18 protein-coding genes and 1 riboswitch are annotated in these 19,522 nt (G+C 42.0%); of the genes, 8 read left to right on the top strand and 10 right to left on the bottom strand.

Annotation, left to right across the window (positions count from 1 at the left end; all coding sequences use genetic code 11):
* Nucleotides 1–37: 37 nt before the first annotated feature.
* Nucleotides 38–955 carry a site-specific tyrosine recombinase XerD gene (gene xerD / locus FTT77_RS12900; RefSeq protein WP_180010677.1) on the bottom strand — a complete coding sequence of 306 codons (918 nt, stop codon included), beginning with the start codon at nucleotides 953–955 and terminating at the stop codon, nucleotides 38–40.
* 172 nt (nucleotides 956–1,127) lie between these two features.
* Here xerD and FTT77_RS12895 point away from each other — a divergent pair, with 172 nt between their 5' ends.
* The 5 genes from FTT77_RS12895 to ftsW all read left to right on the top strand — a co-directional run bounded on the left by FTT77_RS12895 (nucleotide 1,128) and on the right by ftsW (nucleotide 6,264).
* A complete protein-coding gene (locus FTT77_RS12895; RefSeq protein ID WP_111884859.1) occupies nucleotides 1,128–1,391 on the top strand; it encodes a FeoA family protein in 264 nt (87 codons plus the stop codon).
* Nucleotides 1,388–3,253: a ferrous iron transporter B gene (locus tag FTT77_RS12890; protein WP_180010675.1), complete on the top strand. Its 1,866-nt coding sequence runs from the start codon at nucleotides 1,388–1,390 to the stop codon at nucleotides 3,251–3,253. Before FTT77_RS12895 ends, FTT77_RS12890 begins: the two co-directional genes overlap by 4 nt.
* Before the next feature lie 36 nt (nucleotides 3,254–3,289).
* Nucleotides 3,290–3,541 (top strand): DUF6587 family protein, encoded by a 252-nt coding sequence (locus tag FTT77_RS12885; RefSeq protein ID WP_180026527.1) that lies wholly within the window; start codon nucleotides 3,290–3,292, stop codon nucleotides 3,539–3,541.
* Between the two features lie 158 nt (nucleotides 3,542–3,699).
* Nucleotides 3,700–5,046: a UDP-N-acetylmuramoyl-L-alanine--D-glutamate ligase gene (gene murD / locus FTT77_RS12880; protein ID WP_078192580.1), complete on the top strand. Its 1,347-nt coding sequence runs from the start codon at nucleotides 3,700–3,702 to the stop codon at nucleotides 5,044–5,046.
* Nucleotides 5,047–5,067: 21 nt separating this feature from the next.
* On the top strand, nucleotides 5,068–6,264 hold the full coding sequence (gene ftsW, locus FTT77_RS12875; RefSeq protein WP_078189440.1) for a putative lipid II flippase FtsW: 1,197 nt from the start codon (nucleotides 5,068–5,070) through the stop codon (nucleotides 6,262–6,264).
* Here the strand turns inward: ftsW and FTT77_RS12870 are convergent.
* From FTT77_RS12870 to FTT77_RS12840, 7 genes are all read right to left on the bottom strand, one after another.
* Nucleotides 6,253–6,513: a zinc-ribbon domain-containing protein gene (locus FTT77_RS12870; protein ID WP_078189439.1), complete on the bottom strand. Its 261-nt coding sequence runs from the start codon at nucleotides 6,511–6,513 to the stop codon at nucleotides 6,253–6,255. The genes ftsW and FTT77_RS12870 overlap by 12 nt on opposite strands.
* A gap of 85 nt (nucleotides 6,514–6,598) precedes the next feature.
* Nucleotides 6,599–7,516 (bottom strand): tRNA glutamyl-Q(34) synthetase GluQRS, encoded by a 918-nt coding sequence (gene gluQRS / locus FTT77_RS12865; protein ID WP_373685443.1) that lies wholly within the window; start codon nucleotides 7,514–7,516, stop codon nucleotides 6,599–6,601.
* Nucleotides 7,517–7,520: 4 nt separating this feature from the next.
* Nucleotides 7,521–8,048: an RNA polymerase-binding protein DksA gene (gene dksA, locus FTT77_RS12860; protein WP_180004689.1), complete on the bottom strand. Its 528-nt coding sequence runs from the start codon at nucleotides 8,046–8,048 to the stop codon at nucleotides 7,521–7,523.
* A 209-nt stretch (nucleotides 8,049–8,257) separates the two neighbouring features.
* Nucleotides 8,258–9,061, bottom strand: coding sequence for a 3',5'-cyclic-AMP phosphodiesterase (cpdA, locus tag FTT77_RS12855; protein WP_078192576.1), 804 nt, complete (start codon nucleotides 9,059–9,061; stop codon nucleotides 8,258–8,260).
* A 10-nt stretch (nucleotides 9,062–9,071) separates the two neighbouring features.
* Nucleotides 9,072–9,692, bottom strand: coding sequence for an NUDIX domain-containing protein (locus FTT77_RS12850; protein ID WP_111884865.1), 621 nt, complete (start codon nucleotides 9,690–9,692; stop codon nucleotides 9,072–9,074).
* Nucleotides 9,693–9,768: 76 nt separating this feature from the next.
* On the bottom strand, nucleotides 9,769–11,664 hold the full coding sequence (gene thiC, locus FTT77_RS12845; RefSeq protein WP_078189435.1) for a phosphomethylpyrimidine synthase ThiC: 1,896 nt from the start codon (nucleotides 11,662–11,664) through the stop codon (nucleotides 9,769–9,771).
* Between the two features lie 116 nt (nucleotides 11,665–11,780).
* A riboswitch (TPP riboswitch) is annotated at nucleotides 11,781–11,907 on the bottom strand.
* A gap of 102 nt (nucleotides 11,908–12,009) precedes the next feature.
* A complete protein-coding gene (locus tag FTT77_RS12840; protein WP_180026548.1) occupies nucleotides 12,010–12,996 on the bottom strand; it encodes a hypothetical protein in 987 nt (328 codons plus the stop codon).
* A gap of 314 nt (nucleotides 12,997–13,310) precedes the next feature.
* On the opposite strand from FTT77_RS12840, the gene FTT77_RS12835 reads away from it, so the two are divergent.
* Both FTT77_RS12835 and phoU read left to right on the top strand, forming a co-directional pair.
* Nucleotides 13,311–14,666 (top strand): TolC family outer membrane protein, encoded by a 1,356-nt coding sequence (locus FTT77_RS12835; protein ID WP_180026529.1) that lies wholly within the window; start codon nucleotides 13,311–13,313, stop codon nucleotides 14,664–14,666.
* Nucleotides 14,667–14,749: 83 nt separating this feature from the next.
* Nucleotides 14,750–15,466, top strand: a complete 717-nt coding sequence (gene phoU / locus FTT77_RS12830) for a phosphate signaling complex protein PhoU (RefSeq protein WP_078189433.1) — start codon at nucleotides 14,750–14,752, stop codon at nucleotides 15,464–15,466.
* Between the two features lie 57 nt (nucleotides 15,467–15,523).
* Here phoU and FTT77_RS12825 read toward each other — a convergent pair whose 3' ends face one another.
* Complete coding sequence (locus FTT77_RS12825; RefSeq protein ID WP_180026530.1) at nucleotides 15,524–17,320, bottom strand: ABC transporter ATP-binding protein; 1,797 nt, start codon at nucleotides 17,318–17,320, stop codon at nucleotides 15,524–15,526.
* 172 nt (nucleotides 17,321–17,492) lie between these two features.
* Here FTT77_RS12825 and FTT77_RS12820 point away from each other — a divergent pair, with 172 nt between their 5' ends.
* Nucleotides 17,493–18,119, top strand: a complete 627-nt coding sequence (locus tag FTT77_RS12820) for an alpha-ketoglutarate-dependent dioxygenase AlkB (RefSeq protein ID WP_180026531.1) — start codon at nucleotides 17,493–17,495, stop codon at nucleotides 18,117–18,119.
* Nucleotides 18,120–18,349: 230 nt separating this feature from the next.
* Here the strand turns inward: FTT77_RS12820 and FTT77_RS12815 are convergent, their stop codons facing one another.
* A complete protein-coding gene (locus FTT77_RS12815) occupies nucleotides 18,350–19,126 on the bottom strand; it encodes an IclR family transcriptional regulator (RefSeq protein ID WP_180026532.1) in 777 nt (258 codons plus the stop codon).
* Between the last annotated feature and the right edge of the window lie 396 nt (nucleotides 19,127–19,522).

Here is a 19,522-nt window from a genome sequence, read left to right as displayed (position 1 = left end):
GGCACGATAGAACTTCTTGGTCTGATATTTCCTGCCGTTAAGCTCTTGGATGATAGTCTGCATGTAATTTTTGCATACGAACTTGCGCGACATGGGTATAAATTTGCGTGGTAGACAAGTCACTGTGGCCGAGCAGCATCTGCACGACACGTAAGTCGGCACCGTGGTTGAGCAAATGCGTGGCAAAGGCATGACGCAAGGTATGTGGTGATAATTCGGCTTGAATACCTGCAATGAGCGCATAGCGTTTAATCGCGTACCAAAAGTTTTGGCGACTCATCATTCCACCGAGTTGAGTGAGAAATAAAGCATCGGTTGCGCTTTTGTATAAGACGGGACGTGCTTCAGCTAAATATTTCTCGATCCATTCCACCGCCATTTGACCTAAAGGAACTAAGCGCTCTTTATTGCCTTTACCGGTAATCCGTAAATAGCCTTGTTTCAGATTGATCAGTTCTAATCTTAAATTTAATAACTCAGAGACACGTAAACCACAGGCATACAGCACTTCGAGCATGGCACGATCACGTAGACCCAATGCGGTGTTGAGGTCTGGGGCATTAATCAGGGCTTCAACATCTGCTTCAGATAAATCCTTTGGTAGGGCACGACCCAATTTGGGTGTTTTGTGGATTGCAACTGGATTGTCGCTGCGTATTTTTTGTTCGCGTAAGAACTTGAAAAATGAACGCAGTGCAGAAAGTGAGCGGGCGATCGAGCGTGGACTTTTTCCTTGTTTCGTCAGGCTGAGCAAGACATCTGAAATGTCGTCACTGCTCCAATCAGTCATGACATGCGTATGACACTCACTGCATTGAATTAAATCAGATAAATATGCATTTCGAGTGTGTGGACTGACGGTTTGAGCTATTAAATCATCACGATATCCGTGTAAAAAACTGAGTGTTTCTGGAATTTGGACTGGGGTCGGGATTCGTGGTTTTTTATTTAACATGTGCCGCTCATTTTTGAAATTAAACCAAGAAATCACAATGGTTTAATGCAATGTAATTTAAAAAAATAGTCGTGTCGATGCTAGATTGTTAAATGAGAATTGAAATCGAATCCGATTTGTTAATTATTCTCATTTGTTTGTATAATATTCAAAATTTTTTAGGGTTAGTTGCGTGCGATTATCTGATTTGAAAGTGAAACAAAGCGCAGTCATTCATAAGGTACATCGTAACCAGAATGGCAACAATGCTCCGGCTGATTTAGTCGCTAGCCGTTTAGAGACTTTGGGTTTTGTTCCCGGAACAAAAGTACAGGTGATTACCAAAGGTATTTTTGGTGGTGACCCGATTTTAATTCAAGTTGGGTTTACTCGTTTCGCACTGCGAAAAATAGAAGCTGAAAAAGTGGAAATAGCAATGGAAGGGGCATCAGCATGAGTGATGCGTTACGTATTGCCCTCGTTGGTAATCCAAACTGTGGTAAAACTTCATTATTCAATCATTTAACTGGTACACGTCAGAAAGTTGCGAACTATGCTGGGGTAACGGTTGAGCGTAAAGTTGGTCAATTTACGTTGCCATCGGGTAAATCTGTTCGAGTTTTGGATTTGCCGGGGACGTATAGCCTAGAAGCGACGAGTCCTGATGAAGCCATTACGCGTGATGTCGTGCAAGGTAAAATTGCAGAAGAAGGGCATCAAGATGTCTTTTTATGTGTAGTTGATGCGACAAACTTAAAATTGCACCTCGGTTTGGTCATGGAAATGATCGATTTGGGTCGTCCAATTTTACTTGTCCTCAACATGATGGATGAAGCACGTCGTCGTGGCATGCAAATCAATACCCAAAAGCTGTCTCAGCGTTTGGGTGTGCCTGTCGTAGAAACCGTTGCTGTACGTAATGCGGGTATTGAAAACTTAATGGGTGCTTTGGATGCTGAAGGTTTCAGAAAACCAGATGCATCATTAAGTGATACCAATCTTTCTGGGACTAACCACGAAAAAATTGAACAAATTTTAAAAGACGTAGTGGTGTTTGTTGATCATGAAGATAAACGCTCAGACTTCCTCGATAAAATTTTTTTACATCCAGTCTTTGGTTTAATTACCTTAGCGGTGATGATGTTTATTATCTTCCAAGCGGTGTTTGCGTGGGCTGCGCCGTTTATGGAAGGTATTGAATGGGTGCAGGATTGGGTTGGTGAAGCCGCAGGTGGCATGATTTCCAATCCATTACTACAGAGCTTGGTTGTTAAAGGGATTATTGAAGGTGCGGGTGGCGTAATTGTCTTCCTCCCACAAATTATTATCTTATTCTTCTTTATTTTGGTTTTAGAAGAATCAGGCTATTTACCACGTGCAGCATTCTTGCTAGATAAGCTGATGTTTAAAGCGGGTTTGAGTGGACGTGCTTTTATTCCTTTGCTGTCGAGCTTTGCCTGTGCTGTACCGGGCATCATGGCAACCCGGAGTATTCAAGACCCCCGAGATCGTCTGGTAACGATTTTAGTTGCTCCATTGATGACCTGTTCGGCACGTTTACCGGTTTATGCTTTGTTGATCTCGGCATTTATTCCACAGCAAATGGTCTGGGGCGTCTTTAACTTACAAGGCTTGGTGCTATTTGCATTATATGCAGCAGGGATTGTGAGTGCCTTAATTGTGGCAACAGTGCTGAAATTCTTCCAAAAAGATAAATCACAGCATGCCTTATTGATGGAACTTCCAAGCTACCGTTTCCCAGATATTAAGAGTGTTTGGATTGGTTTACTGGACCGTGCCAAGATTTTCTTGAAACGTGTCGGTGGCATCATTTTCGCTTTATCGATTTTGTTATGGTTCTTGTGTACTTTCCCGCAACCGCCAGAAGGCGCAACCTTGCCGGATATTGATTATTCATTGGCAGGTATGCTTGGGCATGTATTACAACCGATTTTTGCACCATTAGGTTTTAACTGGCAGATCTGTATTGCCTTAATTCCAGCGATGGCTGCACGTGAAGTCGTTGTGGCGGCATTGGGTACGGTGTATGCCTTGTCTGCAACAGATGACGATGCTATGTCTCAAGGTCTGGCAAATTTAATTAGTAGCGATGGGTCATTGGGTTGGTCATTGGCAACCGGTCTATCATTATTGGTGTGGTTTATTTATGCGCCACATTGCTTGGCGACACTGGCGACAGTTAAACGTGAAACTGGCTCCTTGAAGACGGTGAGTTTCATGACTATCTATTTATTTGGTTTGGCTTATCTAATGGCATTCATCACGTATCAAATTGCAACACGCTATTTTGGATCGTGAATCTTGAATGGCAAAAGCTGAACAAAGGAGAGAGACATGCTTGAATCAATAATTATTGCGGTATTGGTGATTTGGAGTGCTGTCGTGGTGTTTAAGAAGGTATTTCCAAAAACATCGAACTCAGTCTTCACAACTTTATCTGAGCACTGTGCAAACCGTGGTTGGAACAGTCTAGCCAAATGGTTAAAGCCCAAAATGGTCGCAGGCTGTGCAGGCGGTTGTGGATGTTCAGCTTCGGATAATTCGTCTGCAAAAAAAGCTGAAGTACAAGCGGTGAAATGGAAATAAGCTCACCTTCAATTGCTTGAAGAAACCGCCCGAGATGGGCGGTTTTTTACGAGCGGACACAAAAAAACTGCGAGAAAGTGAAAACATAAAAAGCATTCAAAACAGCAAAGTGCTAACATTTTGTCAGATTTAAAAACCGACCAAAAAATGGGGCGAAAATGTTAATACAGCGTGGTGGATTGAAGGTTGTTGCCGGATTAGGGATTTCTGGTGTTTCCGCAGTGAATTTCTTACATAGCCATGGCTACCGCGTTGCAGTCACCGATTCACGAGCAGTCCCACCGGGTCATGATCAAATTCCAAGTGATGTACAAACCAGTTTTGGTCAGTTGGATCAAGATTTATTACTCCAAGCAGAAGAAATTATTATCAGCCCGGGGCTAGATCCAAAATTACCGCAAATTCAGGCGGCCATTGCAGCCAATATTCCTGTGGTTTCTGAAATTCAAATTTTACGTCGTGCGACAGATAAGCCAATTGTCGCGATTACAGGTTCGAATGCGAAAAGTACCGTAACAACTTTATTTGGTCTTATGGCAGCAGATGCAGGCAAAAAAGTGGCAGTGGGTGGTAACCTGGGTCGACCGGCTTTGGATCTCACCAAAGATGATCCTGAGCTTTATGTTTTAGAGCTTTCAAGTTTTCAATTAGAAACCACGTCGAACTTGGCAGCAGAGGTTGCTGTTGTGTTGAACATGAGCGAAGACCATTTGGACCGTCATGGCGATATGATGGGCTATCACACTGCGAAGCATCGTATTTTCCAAGCGGTGAAAAAAGTGGTGTATAACCGTGATGACTCATTAACACGTCCATTGGTTCCAGATGTCACCCCAATGCAAAGCTTTGGCTTAAATGCACCAGATATGAATCAGTTCGGTATTCTGCGCGATACTGATGGCACAATTTGGTTGGCGCGTGGTCGTGAGCGTTTACTGAAAAGTGCGGACATGTATATCCAAGGGACTCATAATGTGGCAAACGCCTTGGCATGTTTGGCTTTGGGTGAAGCGATTGGTTTGCCACTAGAAGGCATGTTGGAAACCTTGAAAACCTTTAAAGGCTTAGAACACCGTTGTGAATTTGTCAAAGAAGTGCATGGTGTTCGTTATTATAATGACTCTAAAGGCACCAATATTGGTGCGACTTTAGCTGCAATTGATGGTCTTGGTGCTGCGATTGAAGCCAAAGGCGGTAAAGTGGCGATTATTTTAGGTGGTCAAGGCAAAGGGCAGGACTTTACTGCGCTGCGTGATTCACTTTCAAAATATGCCAAAGTTGCGGTATTGATTGGTGAAGATCGTCCAATTATTGAAAAAGCGATTGAAGGGACAACCACGCTGATTCATGCTGAAAGTTTGAAACAAGCGGTTGAGCTGTGCCAACAAAATGCGGTAGCCAATGATGTGGTGTTATTGTCTCCAGCGTGCGCAAGTTTTGATATGTTTAAAGGTTACAGTGAGCGTGGACACCAATTTGTTGATTGTGTGAATGCACTCGTTTAAAAGAACGATAAGGAAAGTTGTATGGCTGGGTTAGCTCAGACGACCATAAATAGAATAAATGAAGTTGTAGAGCGTTGGATTCCTCGGTTACCTGCCGAGGTCAACGTGCGCAATGTTTTAATGTTCTGTGTTTTGGCATTGTTGTGTATTGGGTCGATCATGGTGGCATCTGCTTCGATGCCTTATGCAGAGCGCATGCATGAAAATGCCTTCCATTACATTTCACGACACGGGATTTCGATTGCCGCTGCCGCCATGGCTGCGTATATCGCCTATAAAGTGCCGTTAAATGTGTGGTTTAACAACACCTTCTTTTTATGGATTGTGACCATTGTCCTGTTAGCTGCCGTTTTGGCGGTAGGTACTGAAGTCAATGGTTCTAAGCGTTGGATTCGGATCGCAGGTTTTACCTTACAGGCTTCGGAAGTCGCCAAAGTCATGATGGCGATATTTACCGCAGACTATGTGGTACGGCGTGCCGAAGAAGTCCGCAATAACATCAAGGGCTTGGTACGTTTGGCAGTGATTATGGCTGCAACTGTCGGTTTGGTCATGGCTGAGCCCGATTTAGGGGCGACGGTGGTGATTGCCTTAACCATGCTAGGGGTATTCTTCCTCGCAGGTGCACCGTTGATTCAGTTCGCAATTGCCTTTGGTGCGATCATCATGGCCTTTGTGTTCTTGATTTTATTTGAACCTTATCGTTTAGAACGTTTGATGTCCTTCTCAAATCCATGGAATGATCCATTAGGCGCAGGCTACCAGTTGTCGAATGCATTAATGGCTTTTGGTCGCGGTGAATGGTTTGGTGTCGGCTTGGGTCATAGTATTCAAAAAATGTCGTATTTACCTGAGGCACATACCGACTTCATGTTGGCGGTTTTGGGCGAAGAATTTGGCTTCTTTGGGATTTTGACCGTATTGACGCTGTCATTTGTGATGTTGGTCTGCTGTATTCGCATTGGTCATCGTGCTTTACGTCATCAATACTTACGTGCAGGCTACTTGGCTTATGGCATTAGTATTATCTTCTTGCTGCAAATTTTGGTGAATGCCGGCATGAACATGGGCATGCTTCCTACCAAGGGTTTGACCTTACCGTTTATTAGTTATGGGGGGTCTTCTCTGATTATCTGTGCGGTTATGGTGAGTCTGATCTTAAAGATCGATGCGACGACCAAAGAAGTAAACCCAAGTAAAGAAGAATCAAGCTTCTAAATTGGTATCTCGTTGCGGATCGGGAGATGCATGGTGGAGGACACTGGCTGGCATCTCCGTTCCACAATGGAGACATTTGACCAAGCTCGCCTTGGCTTTAGAAAGGGGAATCAATGGGATAAAAAATAAAGAAAAATAATTACGTTGCTGTTTTAACTCATACTGAGTTCTGCTGCGGCAGACAGGGCAAGTAAATTGGCTCTTTTCAATGACTTTGGTTTTCGGACCAACTCCAAAAATAAAAAACATTAGGCTCTCCAATGGTCGATTGATCACTTTATTAAAGCATAATTCAATTGAAAATCGAGTGATTGGCTTAGATCAATATTTGGGTTTATTGATAGATTTGAGGCAATGCTGTGCCATGGGGAATATGTTGAATATCCCACTGCGCAATCGCCTGTTGCAGCATAATACGCGGCGTGTCTAAGTCGACTGGCGGTTGGTGTAGGGCCTGCAATGCTTGTTGTAATAACGGTGCCGCTTGGCTTAAATCAAGAGCTTGAGCCATATTCTGTTTTGACAGCTTTTGTCCCTGATTATTCATTGCCAATGGCAAGTGCATGTATTCAAGGCGCGGATAACCCAAAACCTGTCCGAGCCAAATTTGACGTTCGGTATTGTCCAAAAGATCAGCCCCACGTACAACATGGGTCATACCTTGTAGGTAGTCATCAACCACGACAGCAAGTTGATAATTGATAATGCCATCACGGCGTTTTAAGACAAAGTCACCCAAATCCTGTTGCAGATTCGAGCAATGCGTCCCTTGTAAGCGGTCGGTAAAACAAATCTTCTGTGCATCGACTTTGATTCGAATAGCCTGATCCTGAAGGGGAAGGCCAAGATTACGACATGTGCCTTGATAGATATGATTTGAACCGAGCATTTTTCGGGTGCATTGACAAGCATAGACCAAGTCTTGGGCATGCAAATGCGCAATGACTTGCTCATAGATTTCAAGGCGGTCTTTTTGGAAAATGATCTCGGTATCTGGTTCGAATTGAAATGCATCAATACAACGTAAGATATGTTCTTCGCTGCCGGGAAATATACGTGGAATGTCGGTATCTTCGATACGAACGACCCATTGCCCTTGATGGGCACGGGCATCGCAGTAGCTTGCGACTGCTGTAATTAAAGAGCCAAAATGCAAAGGGCCGGTTGGCGATGGCGCAAACCGACCCACGTAATGCTCTGCAGCTTTCCCTCCCTTATCTAAAGGGAGGGCTAGAGAGGAATTACTCAACACAGAATTAACCGTTATTTTGCTTCTCTTTGATCTCTGCAAGTGTTTTGCAGTCGATACATAAAGTTGCTGTTGGACGTGCTTCTAGGCGACGTAAACCAATTTCGATACCACACGTTTCACAGAAACCGTAGTCATCATTTTTAATCGCTTCAATTGATTGTTCAATTTTACGGATCAGTTTACGTTCACGGTCACGTGTACGAAGTTCAATCGCAAATTCTTCTTCTTGCGTTGCACGGTCGTTCACATCTGGAAGCGCAGTATTTTCGTCTTGCATGGTATTCAAAGTACGGTCTACTTCAGACATTAACTCAGCTTTCCACGCCAATAAGATGTGACGGAAATGCTCAAGTTGCCCTTCAGACATGTATTCTTCATTCTTTTTAGGCTGATAAGGTTCAATACCAAATAAGCTTGCAGTAGAACCACTTTCAGTCGCCTTTGGCTTTGATTTGCGCACGCGTTTGGTAGACTTTTCGTCTACTACATCAGTTTGTTCGTCTAAGACTTGATTTTGGTTGTCATTCGCCATGTAGGGCATTCCTCATCATATGCATATATCTATACGCAAAAAATATGGTGATATGCAAGTTTTTTATCCACCCAACACAGAGTTTCCTTCTGTGGGGGTCGTCATCATATAGACTTTTTCTGCTTATTGATAGTCTTTGATGTTTGGATTCTAACTATCACTTTTCCTTTAGAAGCCATAAAGTAAAGCAAAAAAATCAAATTGAAAAGTTAATAACCTGAAATTTCAACATTAATTTGAGGTTGTTTCAATTTGACCCGAACAACTTCAGTTTTAAATTCACCATTATCATTCAGATAGAGTGCACGATACCCTGGTAAAGCCTCATCTAAGGCAAAATTTTCACTATGTGGTTTGAACTGAACACTGGTCGAAGGCGTCGATAAAAACTGAATATTGCGCCATTGATTAGACGAGTCTTGATGTACGTGTCCGCATAGTACAATTTTGACATTGTCATGGCGTGAAAGCACATCTATGAGATGTTCAGCGTTCTTTAGTTTATGCTGATCTATCCAATGCGATTGCATGGCAAAAGGGTGGTGGTGGCATGCCACAATGATGTGTTGCTGTGGGTGTGCTGTGAGTAACTGATCTAATTGTTCCAACTGCTGTTGTGATACCCAACCATCCACTTTTCCTTTAACCGCACTGTTCAGTAAAATCAGACACCAATTGCCTAATGCGATGCAGTGAGCACGATCTTCCTGTTGATGAAATGGGAAGCAAGACGCTTCGTCATGGTTCCCCGGAATCTGATAAAACGGAAACGGCTGCTGTTGCATATATTCGAGATAACGCGCATAGGTACGCTCTACCGGCACTTGTGCAAGATCGCCAGTATGGACAAGCGTATCGATGTGATGATGGTTCAACTGAATTTGTTGAATCACATCGTGAAAACTCTGCTCTGGATTCATGCGGACAAATTCAAGATCTTCCTGATCCATTAAATGTGTGTCCGAGATCTGGATCAGTGTCCAGTCGTATTGTGGTGTATCCCTTAAAGTCATGTCCTTCCCCTTAGACATTCCTTGTAGTATGTATTTGTTGTTGTAACCATTGCAAGGCCATAATGACAGGTGCGTTTTTTAGCCGACCATTGGTTAATAATTCAGGAATATCAGCATAGTTTAAGATATGCAATTGAATATTTTCTCCTTCATCAGGCATGCCAAAGACTCCGCCATGTTCAGGAAGTTCAGCTTCAGCACTATAAAGGTGGAATAATTCCGCGCAGGCACCCGCAGAGGGATAAAAACTAAATAAATGTTGTAGTGCATCTAATTCACAGCCTGATTCTTCCAAACTTTCACGGCGGATGCAGCTTTCAGCAGATTCATCACCATCGAGCACGCCGGCAATAATCTCTAGTTGCCATGGCGAAGTTTCATCATCAATCGCCCCAATGCGGAATTGTTCAATTAAGGCAAATTTTTGTTGTTGATGACTATAGATCAGCACACCTGCTGCTTCAGGACGATGAATCAATTCACGCTGAATGGTTGGAATCATGCTGTCTTGATGGAATAAGCGGTGTCGAAGCTGAACTTTTTCAACTTGAATAAAGCCTTTATAAAGATGTTCACGCCCTTCAATGCTGTAATCTTTTTTGTTATATGTGGCCTGTTTAATAATATTCATAAGCGCTAATTAGGATGAAATCTTCCATTTCATCCTAACCGAGATTTTGTTGAATACAAAAGATTTTTTTTAAGCTTTACACTTTGTGGTACAACTTTTGACCATGTTCATGATAGGCCGCTTTCATGCTCTGTAAACCTGTTTCAATTTCAGGATTAGATTCTGAAGAAAGCTGCATATCTTGCTGATTTTTTGCATAATCTCTCACATTTTGTGTGATTTTCATCGAGCAAAATTTAGGTCCACACATCGAACAAAAATGGGCTGATTTATGTGCTTCTTTCGGCATAGTTTCATCATGCATGCTACGCGCTGTATCAGGGTCTAAGCTCAGATTAAATTGGTCTTCCCAGCGGAATTCAAAGCGTGCTTTCGACAATGCATTATCACGAGCCTGCGCACCAGGATGACCTTTGGCAAGGTCTGCGGCATGGGCTGCAATTTTGTAGGTGATAATGCCATCTTTGACGTCTTTTTTATCTGGTAGACCAAGGTGCTCTTTCGGGGTCACATAACACAGCATCGCGGTGCCGTACCAACCAATCATTGCCGCACCAATCGCAGAGGTAATGTGGTCATAGCCCGGGGCAATATCGGTGGTGAGCGGCCCAAGCGTATAGAAAGGCGCTTCTTTGCAAACCTCGAGTTGTAGATCCATATTTTCTTTGATCATGTGCATTGGGACATGGCCTGGGCCTTCAATCATGACTTGTACATCATGTTCCCATGCCCGGTGAGTCAATTCACCTAAGGTGCGTAATTCACTAAATTGAGCTTCATCGTTAGCATCTTGAATACACCCCGGACGTAAACCATCACCTAAACTGAATGACACATCATAGGCTTTCATGATTTCGCAGATTTCATCAAAATGCGTATACAGGAAGTTTTCTTCATGATGCGCTAAGCACCACTGCGCCATGATGGATCCGCCACGTGACACAATACCAGTTAAACGGTTGGCGGTGAGTGGAACATAACGAAGCAGCACGCCTGCGTGAATCGTAAAGTAATCGACACCTTGCTCGGCTTGTTCAATCAGTGTGTCTTTGAAAATTTCCCAGGTTAAGTCCTCTGCGACACCATCAACTTTTTCTAAAGCTTGGTAAATCGGTACGGTGCCAATGGGTACAGGTGAGTTGCGAATAATCCATTCTCGGGTTTCATGGATATTTTTACCTGTCGATAAATCCATAATGGTGTCAGCGCCCCAACGAGTTGCCCACGTCATTTTTGCCACTTCTTCATCGATGCTTGAACCAAGTGCTGAGTTACCAATGTTGGCATTGATTTTCACCAAGAAGTTACGACCAATAATCATCGGTTCACATTCAGGATGGTTAATGTTGGCAGGGATAATGGCACGACCTTCAGCCACTTCTTGACGTACAAATTCAGGTGTGATTTCAGTTAAATTACGGGCGCCAAAATTTTGACCGGCATGTTGGCGCATATCAACACCTTCACGCTGACGTTGATTTTCACGAATCGCAATGTATTCCATTTCAGGGGTGATGATGCCTTGTTTGGCATAGTGCATTTGAGAGACATTGTGTCCACGACGAGCACGACGCGGTTTTGAAATATGCGCAAAACGAATCTCTGCAGTACGAATATCTCGAAGACGTTCTTGCCCAAATTTTGAAGTTAAGGTATCGAGTATTTCCGTATCATTTCGAGACTCAATCCAAGATTCACGGACATTGGGTAGACCTTGATTCAGGTCAATTTGAATATTGGGGTCGGTATAAGCACCAGAGGTGTCATAGACCATAATGGGCAGATTTTTTTCTCCACCCAGACCTGTAGGCGTATCTGTAAGGCTAATCTCACGCATTGGTACGCGAATATCAGGACGTGAGCCTTGGATATAGACTTTCTTTGATGCAGGGAGAATACGAGTGAGATCTTTAGCATCTTGTTCATGTTGAGCAGCGCGATCTGAAGCGGTGAGATTCGTTAATTGGTTCATTGCAATGATCCTTATGAATGACATCAACGAATCAAGCACGACCAAAAACGTGGCGGTTTATCTGATGGATTCACCTGAAAATAAAGGCGTAACACCAAGAGATAAGAGGGGCTTAAGTTTTTAGATGGCTTGATTCCTACGCAGGTATTAACCTGATCAGGTTCAACGGTACTCATCCTTAAATTTAGCGAACTAAATTTAGATGATCTCAGCAGGAAATTACCTGCGCTCCGTCAAGCTTTGTGCGGATATTAGCATGAAGGCTGTTTTAAAACAGTGTTATTTTTCATCGATTTTGCAGTGCAGAATTTTGGCTAGGCCCGTGTGCAATTGAACTTGCATTGGCTAAGTAGAGGACTGATTTACACAGATGGCGTCACTAAAACAGTCTTTCTTATAATGCGGATCAGGATTGCGGACACCAATGAAATTCAACAGCTGCGCTTCAGATCGCTGAGTAGACGCGGCAGTATTTTGATCTAATAATTTTAAAAATAAACGCGCCTGATCTGCCAATCTGGAGTTTTTTAATTGGGCCAATCGTTCAATTTCTTCTAAAGAACTGGCTTGAATACTGAGGCGGTCTGAAAAATCATTAGAAACTGGGCTATGCGCTGAACCAATAAATAACAACTGGCTATATTGATATAGTAATTGTTGTGCATCTTTTTTGTAGGGGCTATCTGGATATTGTTTCAGATAGTCTTCCCAAAAAATGGCACGTGTCGCAATCTCTTGTGGCTCAATGGCTAAACTTTGTTGCAGCAAGGCAGGTTGTGCATTTTGTTCAGCCAGTTTTTCAATAAAGACTTGCTCAGATTCTTGCATATAAGGCGCAAAAATTTTGGCTAAATATTCAGGACTACGGCGATAGCGTAACTGTCCTTCACCTGCATCGAACAATTCCACATAGGCTTGGCCTTTATGTTTCAGTAAATACTGATCTCGGGCGGTGAGCTGCTCATAATGATTTTGTTGAATGGTGGGATGCTGAGCCATATCAAAGGCAAATTGTTCGAACGCCATTTGCTGTTGAGCCGTACGTTCAACATGTAAAAAGTTGCGATACATTTGATTGGACAAGCGCAGTAATTTTTTTTGTTCGTCCGCTTTTAACAGCGGTAAGCAGACTTTGAGATCTTGGTTGATTTGTTCTAAAGCGAAAGTTGTGCGTTGATCATCAATTTCCAGCATGTTTTTTTCCAGTTTTTTGCACAGCAAAGACAAATCGACTGCTTCTTTTTGAACAGTCTTATTGTTGGGAAACTCTGGTGCAGGTTGTGGTTCAGGCTGTTGTTGGCATCCATTCAACATACTGAAACATAAAAACATTGCACTAAACTTTGCAGGCAGCTGAAAAAATTTTGACACAGGAACTCGATGCGCTATAGAAGTGGTATTGTCCGATGGAATGTCGACTATTCTATAGATGAAACACGTGCAATATGTGTACTATTGTACAGTTCTTTGTTATAGCGTTGTGAGTAATGTCCGAAAACGACTGAAATTATCTGATTTTGTCGCATTTGATATAAAAAATTAATAAAAATCATACGGAAATTTGCAAGGATATGATTAGTATCTGCTTAGTTTTAGGCTTGAATATTCAATCTCGGGTATTTGAATATTAGGAATTTACAAAAAAAATGAACAAAAAAGTTGTGGTGAGTCTTTGTTTGCTTTTCACGAGTCAATGGGCGTGTGCGCTAGATCTTGTGCAAGCTTATGAACGCGCAAAACAAGAAGACCCCAATTGGCAAGCCAATAAACTACAATATGAAGCGGATAAATTGAATTTGGGGATTGCCAATGGGAACTTACTCCCGACGGTAACAATCTCCGGAAATGTGACCCGAAAAAATCAAAATTCCAACCAAAGCGGCGCTCAAGCCGGGCTGATCATGCCAGACAGCACCACAACAAGACAAATTGCGCTCACTGCCCGTCAGCCCATTTTTCGTTGGGATGCATGGGAAGGGCTGAAGCAAGTCAAGACCTCGATTAACTTAAGTGAAATTAATCTGCGGATTCAAAAACAAGATCATATTTTAAATGTTTCTGAAGCTTATTTTAATGTCCTACGTCAACAAGCTTTGACGGTTGCCAACCTACAAGAAGAACAGGCGCTATCTGAACAGTTGCGTATGATGAATGGCAAATTAAAAGAAGGCCTAGTGGCAAAAAGTGATGTCAGTGAAGCCAATGCACAATATCAAAATGCACGGGCAAACCGCATGGCAACCAATGTTCAATTGGTTTTGGCGCAGGAACAATTACAGCAATTGATTGGGCCATATCGAGAAAATCTGGCGGTGTTACGTGAAGATTTTCAGTTTGAAAAACCGATTCCAAACAATGTGCAAGCGTGGGAAGAACTGGCTCAGGGGCAGAATCTAGGTATTTTACAAGCGCGTATGCAACAACGTTATGCGGAAGATGGTAAACGCGTCGAAAAAGCTGCCTTATATCCTCAGATTGAAGCGGTAGGGACCTATGGGTATAACAAGCAAAGTCCACAATCCATCATGTCGCAAGATGGTCAATTTGATCAGGTGGGGATTGAAATGAACTGGAATGTGTTTAATGGTGGACGGACACAGAAATCCATTAAGCAAGCGGCGATCAATGTTGAAAAAAGCCAAGCACTGGTGGATGCAGCGATTCGAAAAGCACAAACCGATGTAAAAAAATCATATATGCAAGTCGAAACGGATCAAAGTAAATTACAGGCACGTAAAGCTGCAATGGATTCTTCCGCGCAAGTGTCTTTGGCCTCACAAGCCCAGTACCAAGAAGGTCTGAAAACTATGGTTGATGTGCTACTGGCACAGCGTAATGCCTTTTCAGCCCGTCAAGATTATTTAAATTCCAAGTACGATTATTTAATACATGTACTGCAACTCAAAGCCTCCGTTGGGAAATTAACGGAAGCTGATTTAGTGGAAATGAATGCGTGGTTGGTCGATCAGAAAAATCAGCCATCGATCCTACTAAAGAAATAATCCATGGTCATAAAAGTTTCACAATCAATATGCTTTAATATGGCACTAAAATCTGCCGATTCACGTTGTAGTGGAGACTCGCTTTGCCTAATAATCCTGTTTTAAACCATCATATTTCTTCGCAATTCAATGAAGAGTTGCAGGATGTGCATACCAAATTTATGACCATGGGTGGTTTGGTGGAGCAGCAGGTTGCAAATGCCATTCATGCCTTATTGGATACGGATGCAACAATGGCGATTGATGTTCAATTTCAAGACAATACGGTGAACCGTATGGAAACTGAAATTGATGAAGCGCTTACCCTAATTTTGGCGCGTCGTCATCCTGCTGCAATTGATCTACGCATGGTGATTGCGATGTCGAAAGCCAACACCGATTTAGAACGGATTGGTGATGAAGCGGCAAAAATTGCCCGTATTGCACAAAGCTTGTGTGAAGAGGGGGGTTCACCGCGTGGCTATATGGAAACACGTCATATTGGCAACCAAGTCCGCGTGATGATTCATGATGCGCTCGATGCCTTTGCACGTTTGGATGTAGATCAGGCTTTACGTGTCCTTTTGGCCGATGCTGATATTGACCGCGAGTATCAATCGGCAACCCGTACCCTCATGACGTATATGATAGAAGATCCACGCCACATTACTCGGGTGATGAATGTACTTTGGGTGCTGCGTTCACTTGAACGTATTGGTGACCATGCTCGAAATATCTCTGAACAAGTGATTTATATGGTGAAAGGTCTAGATGTCCGTCACACCAGTGTTGAAGAAATTGAGCAAAAAGTTCAGCGTTAATTGATTAACATCAAGATGAACGAAGCCCATCAAATGATGGGCTTTTTTCGGTCTAAATTAACTATGTGTTTCTTCGTCTTCTTCAAAAGTACGGGCAATTTTGTCAATATTTAAACTTTTCGCCATCGCATCGAAGATTTGCTTATAGGCACCTTCTTGATGGTACAAATCATGATGCTCCCCGTGTTCTACGATTTGTCCATCTTTCATGACGTAGGTGTAATCGGCATCGATAATTTGCGACAAACTATGCGAAATCATGATGACGGTACGACCTTGCTTAATTTGATCCAAACTATTTTTAATTTGTTCAGCAGCGATCGCATCTAAACTTGCAGTCGGTTCATCCAAGAAAATAATCGGCGGATTTTTTAGGAACATACGTGCCAAGGCAATGCGCTGTTGCTGTCCACCTGAGAGCAGTAAAGCATCGGCTTCATAGGCATGCGGAAGTTTTAAGATCTGATCATGGATCGAGGCTTTCCGTGCTGCATCGAAGACTTCTTGCTCTGTAGCTGTACTTTTGCCATAGCGAATATTTTCAAAAATTGAACCTGGGAAAATATGATTTTTTTGCAATACCAAACCAATATTTTCACGTAAATACTGTGTATCAATCTGTTCTAAATCGATGCCATCGAGTTTGATATTGCCCGCTTGAGGATGATAAAACTTATCCAGTAAGCTAATTAATGTCGATTTACCAGCGCCAGATAAACCAACCAAGGCGGTAATTTTATTTGGTTGGATGGTCATATTGATACGGTGTAATGCCTGAAAACCATTGGGATAACTAAATTCGACATTGCTCAATTCAAATTGACCTTGAATCGGAGGTTGGGCAGTACCACTGGTTTCAATTTCATGATCCGCTTCTAAGATGTTAAAGAAGCTTTCTGAATAAATCATCGCAGAGTTAATTTCATCATAGATACGATGCAGCGAGCGAATCGGGGCAGAGACATTATTAAATAACAACACGTGATACATAATCATCCCGATACTCATTTGCCCATCCAAAACAAAATAGGCCGTCAGAATGATGATCAGCACCACGCCGACTTGTTCGATAAAAGTTTTGAGACCGTCAAAGATATAACTGGTTTGCCGTGTCTGCATTTGGTTTTCAGTCAGCGACTTTTGCAGATTTAATTGCTTTTTCGATTCGACGGCTTCTTTGTTAAAGGATTTAATGACCGTTATCGAGTTGATAATACTTAGAATACCCTGATTTTTCTTTTCAAAATTATCGCGGAGGGCACGGCGTTTGCCTGCCAGTTTTTGTGATTGTTTGAAGGTCAACCAAAAATAAATCGGCACAATAATTGTGGCCACCACGCCAACCCAAACATTGGCATAATACATTAAGCCCAGTGCAATAATGGCACTGGTAAATAACGGTAAAATATCAATAAAAAAGATTTGAACCAGTCGTGTGAGCGAGCTGACACCCCGATCAATTCGAGTTTGGAGTTTGCCTGCTTGGTTGTCTTGTTGATCGAAGAATGCCAATCGATAGGTGATAAATTTTTCAATAATGCCTTGGGACAAATCCTGAGAAATTAAAATACGTAATTTTTCACCAAACGATTTTTGTCCAAATTGCACGATGGCATTGATGACTTCTTTTCCCAGTAAAACTACGGTGATGGTGATTAATATATGCCAACCATTGGCTAGACCGAGGCCTTGTTGTAAAAGCTGATTGATGCTGTCTACGGCATATTTGAGTGTCAGGGCATTCACCTGTGCCGTGAGTGAGCCAATTAAGGTCAAGATCAGCGTCACGACCACCAGCCAGCGGTATGGCTGTACAAATGGACGTAATTTTTGGAAAAGCTGCCAAAGGTTCATAAGCAATTATTTTTATTGTGAATATGAGCTTTAGTCTAAGACTGAAAATTCTATGCGACAAGTAATGACAATGTTTTGATTTGTGACGAGAGTTTTTCGGCTAAGATATTTTTTAAATGTGCTCACGACATCAGCATCACGCTGCTGTGCCAAACAGTGTTGAGTTGAACCGATGAATTTTGAATTATTTACGCCTGAACCGCATGCAAATCTGTTGCCCTATGATGGTGAAGTTGAAGATTATGGATTGATCTTCAACGCCGAAGAGAGTGAAAAATATTTACGCTATTTCCTCACGCAGTTGGCTTGGCAGCATGATGAAGTCATTTTGCATGGACAGTATTTTCAAACGGAACGAAAAGTGGTTTGGTATGGAGATGCTCATTATGAGTATCACTATTCAGGCATGCAAAAGCAGGCATTGATCTGGAATCCAGCTTTACTGCGCTTAAAGCAACATATTGAGCAACGGGTGGGTCAGACGTTTAATTCCTGTTTGGCCAATTTATACGAAAATGGTACGCAAGCGGTGGGGTGGCATAGTGATGATGAGCCATCTTTGCTTTCACCCACACAGCAGGTGGTGATCGCATCTTTGAGTTTTGGCGCAAGCCGAAAGTTTTGCTTTAAACATAAAAGCACTCAAGAGAAAGTACAGCTTTTACTGCAAAGTGGACAGTTGATTGTGATGCGTGGGCAAACCCAACGGTATTGGAAACATGCCCTAATGAAGTCGATGAAAGTGACCGAGCCGAGGGTGAATTTAACCTTTCGTTATTTCTATGATCAACAGCCGTAAAAAAAGCCCATATCTAGATGAGCTTTTTTCTTTCTCTGAGGAAGAGTATAGTGACAATCAACTGAAATCATGGAACACATGGTTGAGATGACTGCTAAAGAACAATAATCATATTATGATAATCTATCTGGAATTTATAATTAATAAATTCAATTAATAATATAAATTTATCAGATTAATTAAATATCATCTTTACAACATCGCATCAGTTGTGCGCAAACTGATCAGATTTAAATGGCGTCCGATTCTTCCATCATACTGCTGTATTTTTTCTCAATACGCGCTGTACAGTCTTGCATCATTTCTACGACTTTTTGAAAATTCATAAATTCAAAACGATTTTTAGACGCCAATAGGGTCAAAGCAAGTGGGGGTTCTTTACTGGAAAATTTAATCGGAATCGATAGGCTCGACATATTCGGGTCAACTTCACCATTGGAAAAATAATAACCCTGCTTTTTAATCTTTTTCATTTGCAGCATAAATTCTTCTTCATTATGCGCAAAACCAACTTGTGATAACTCGTCCGCAAAACGGTGGTAATAATCTAAAATCCGTTGCTTAGGTAACTGCGACAAAATCACTTTAGACGATGAGCCTTTGTACATCGGACGCGGGCTACCTCGACCATAAGCCAAAGCGGCATAGTCTTTATAAAGTTCATGATGTACATCAATACATGAGTCGATATTCAGATGCGTCAATAAGCAACAAGACTCTGTGCGTTCCACAATTTCTTTCATGAAGGGAATGCTAATTTGCACCAATGGATCAGTGGTGCGAGAAATAAAATCAAGCACAGCAATTTTTGAACCCAGTGTGTAATCGCCAGAAGTCCCACTGAGGCGCTGCAATAATTCAGCAGAAACCAGTTCTTTTAAATAGCGATAGCTCGTTGGTTTAGATAAGCCTAATTCTTCACTAATAATGTCGACATTGATGATGGGACGAGCAACTGAAAATAAGTCGAGTACGGTGAGAATTTTACCAAAACTGGAAAGCGCCATAAGAACCTGCTTGGTCACAATAAAAATGAATCGTTAAGTTACTTTATAACAAATTGCTCGGCCTGATGTTGCGCTTTTCTACATTGGAAATGAAACAAATCTGAAATATCACAGGGTTTCTTGGGTTATTCTGATAAAAGCATAATAAAAAATTGAAATATGCATTTAAAATATAGATTAATTATCAAAATAAGATATTAATATTGACTTTAATTTGTTTTTTAAGCAAAATTGTTGTGAAAATATCCTATATTGAATAAATATCGCTCATTCTTTCGATGCGCAGGCAATGTTGCACATTACTTTTTGTATTCAAATGGTTTGAAACACGATTTGAATCGCTTCTTTACTTATTGAAATTTCTAGTCATTCCTGTGCCGTGATACAGGTTGTGCT

It is taken from the genome of Acinetobacter sp. YH01010 (assembly GCF_013420775.1).
GTDB lineage: Bacteria > Pseudomonadota > Gammaproteobacteria > Pseudomonadales > Moraxellaceae > Acinetobacter > Acinetobacter amyesii.
This window is presented reverse-complemented; position numbering and strand designations above follow the sequence as displayed.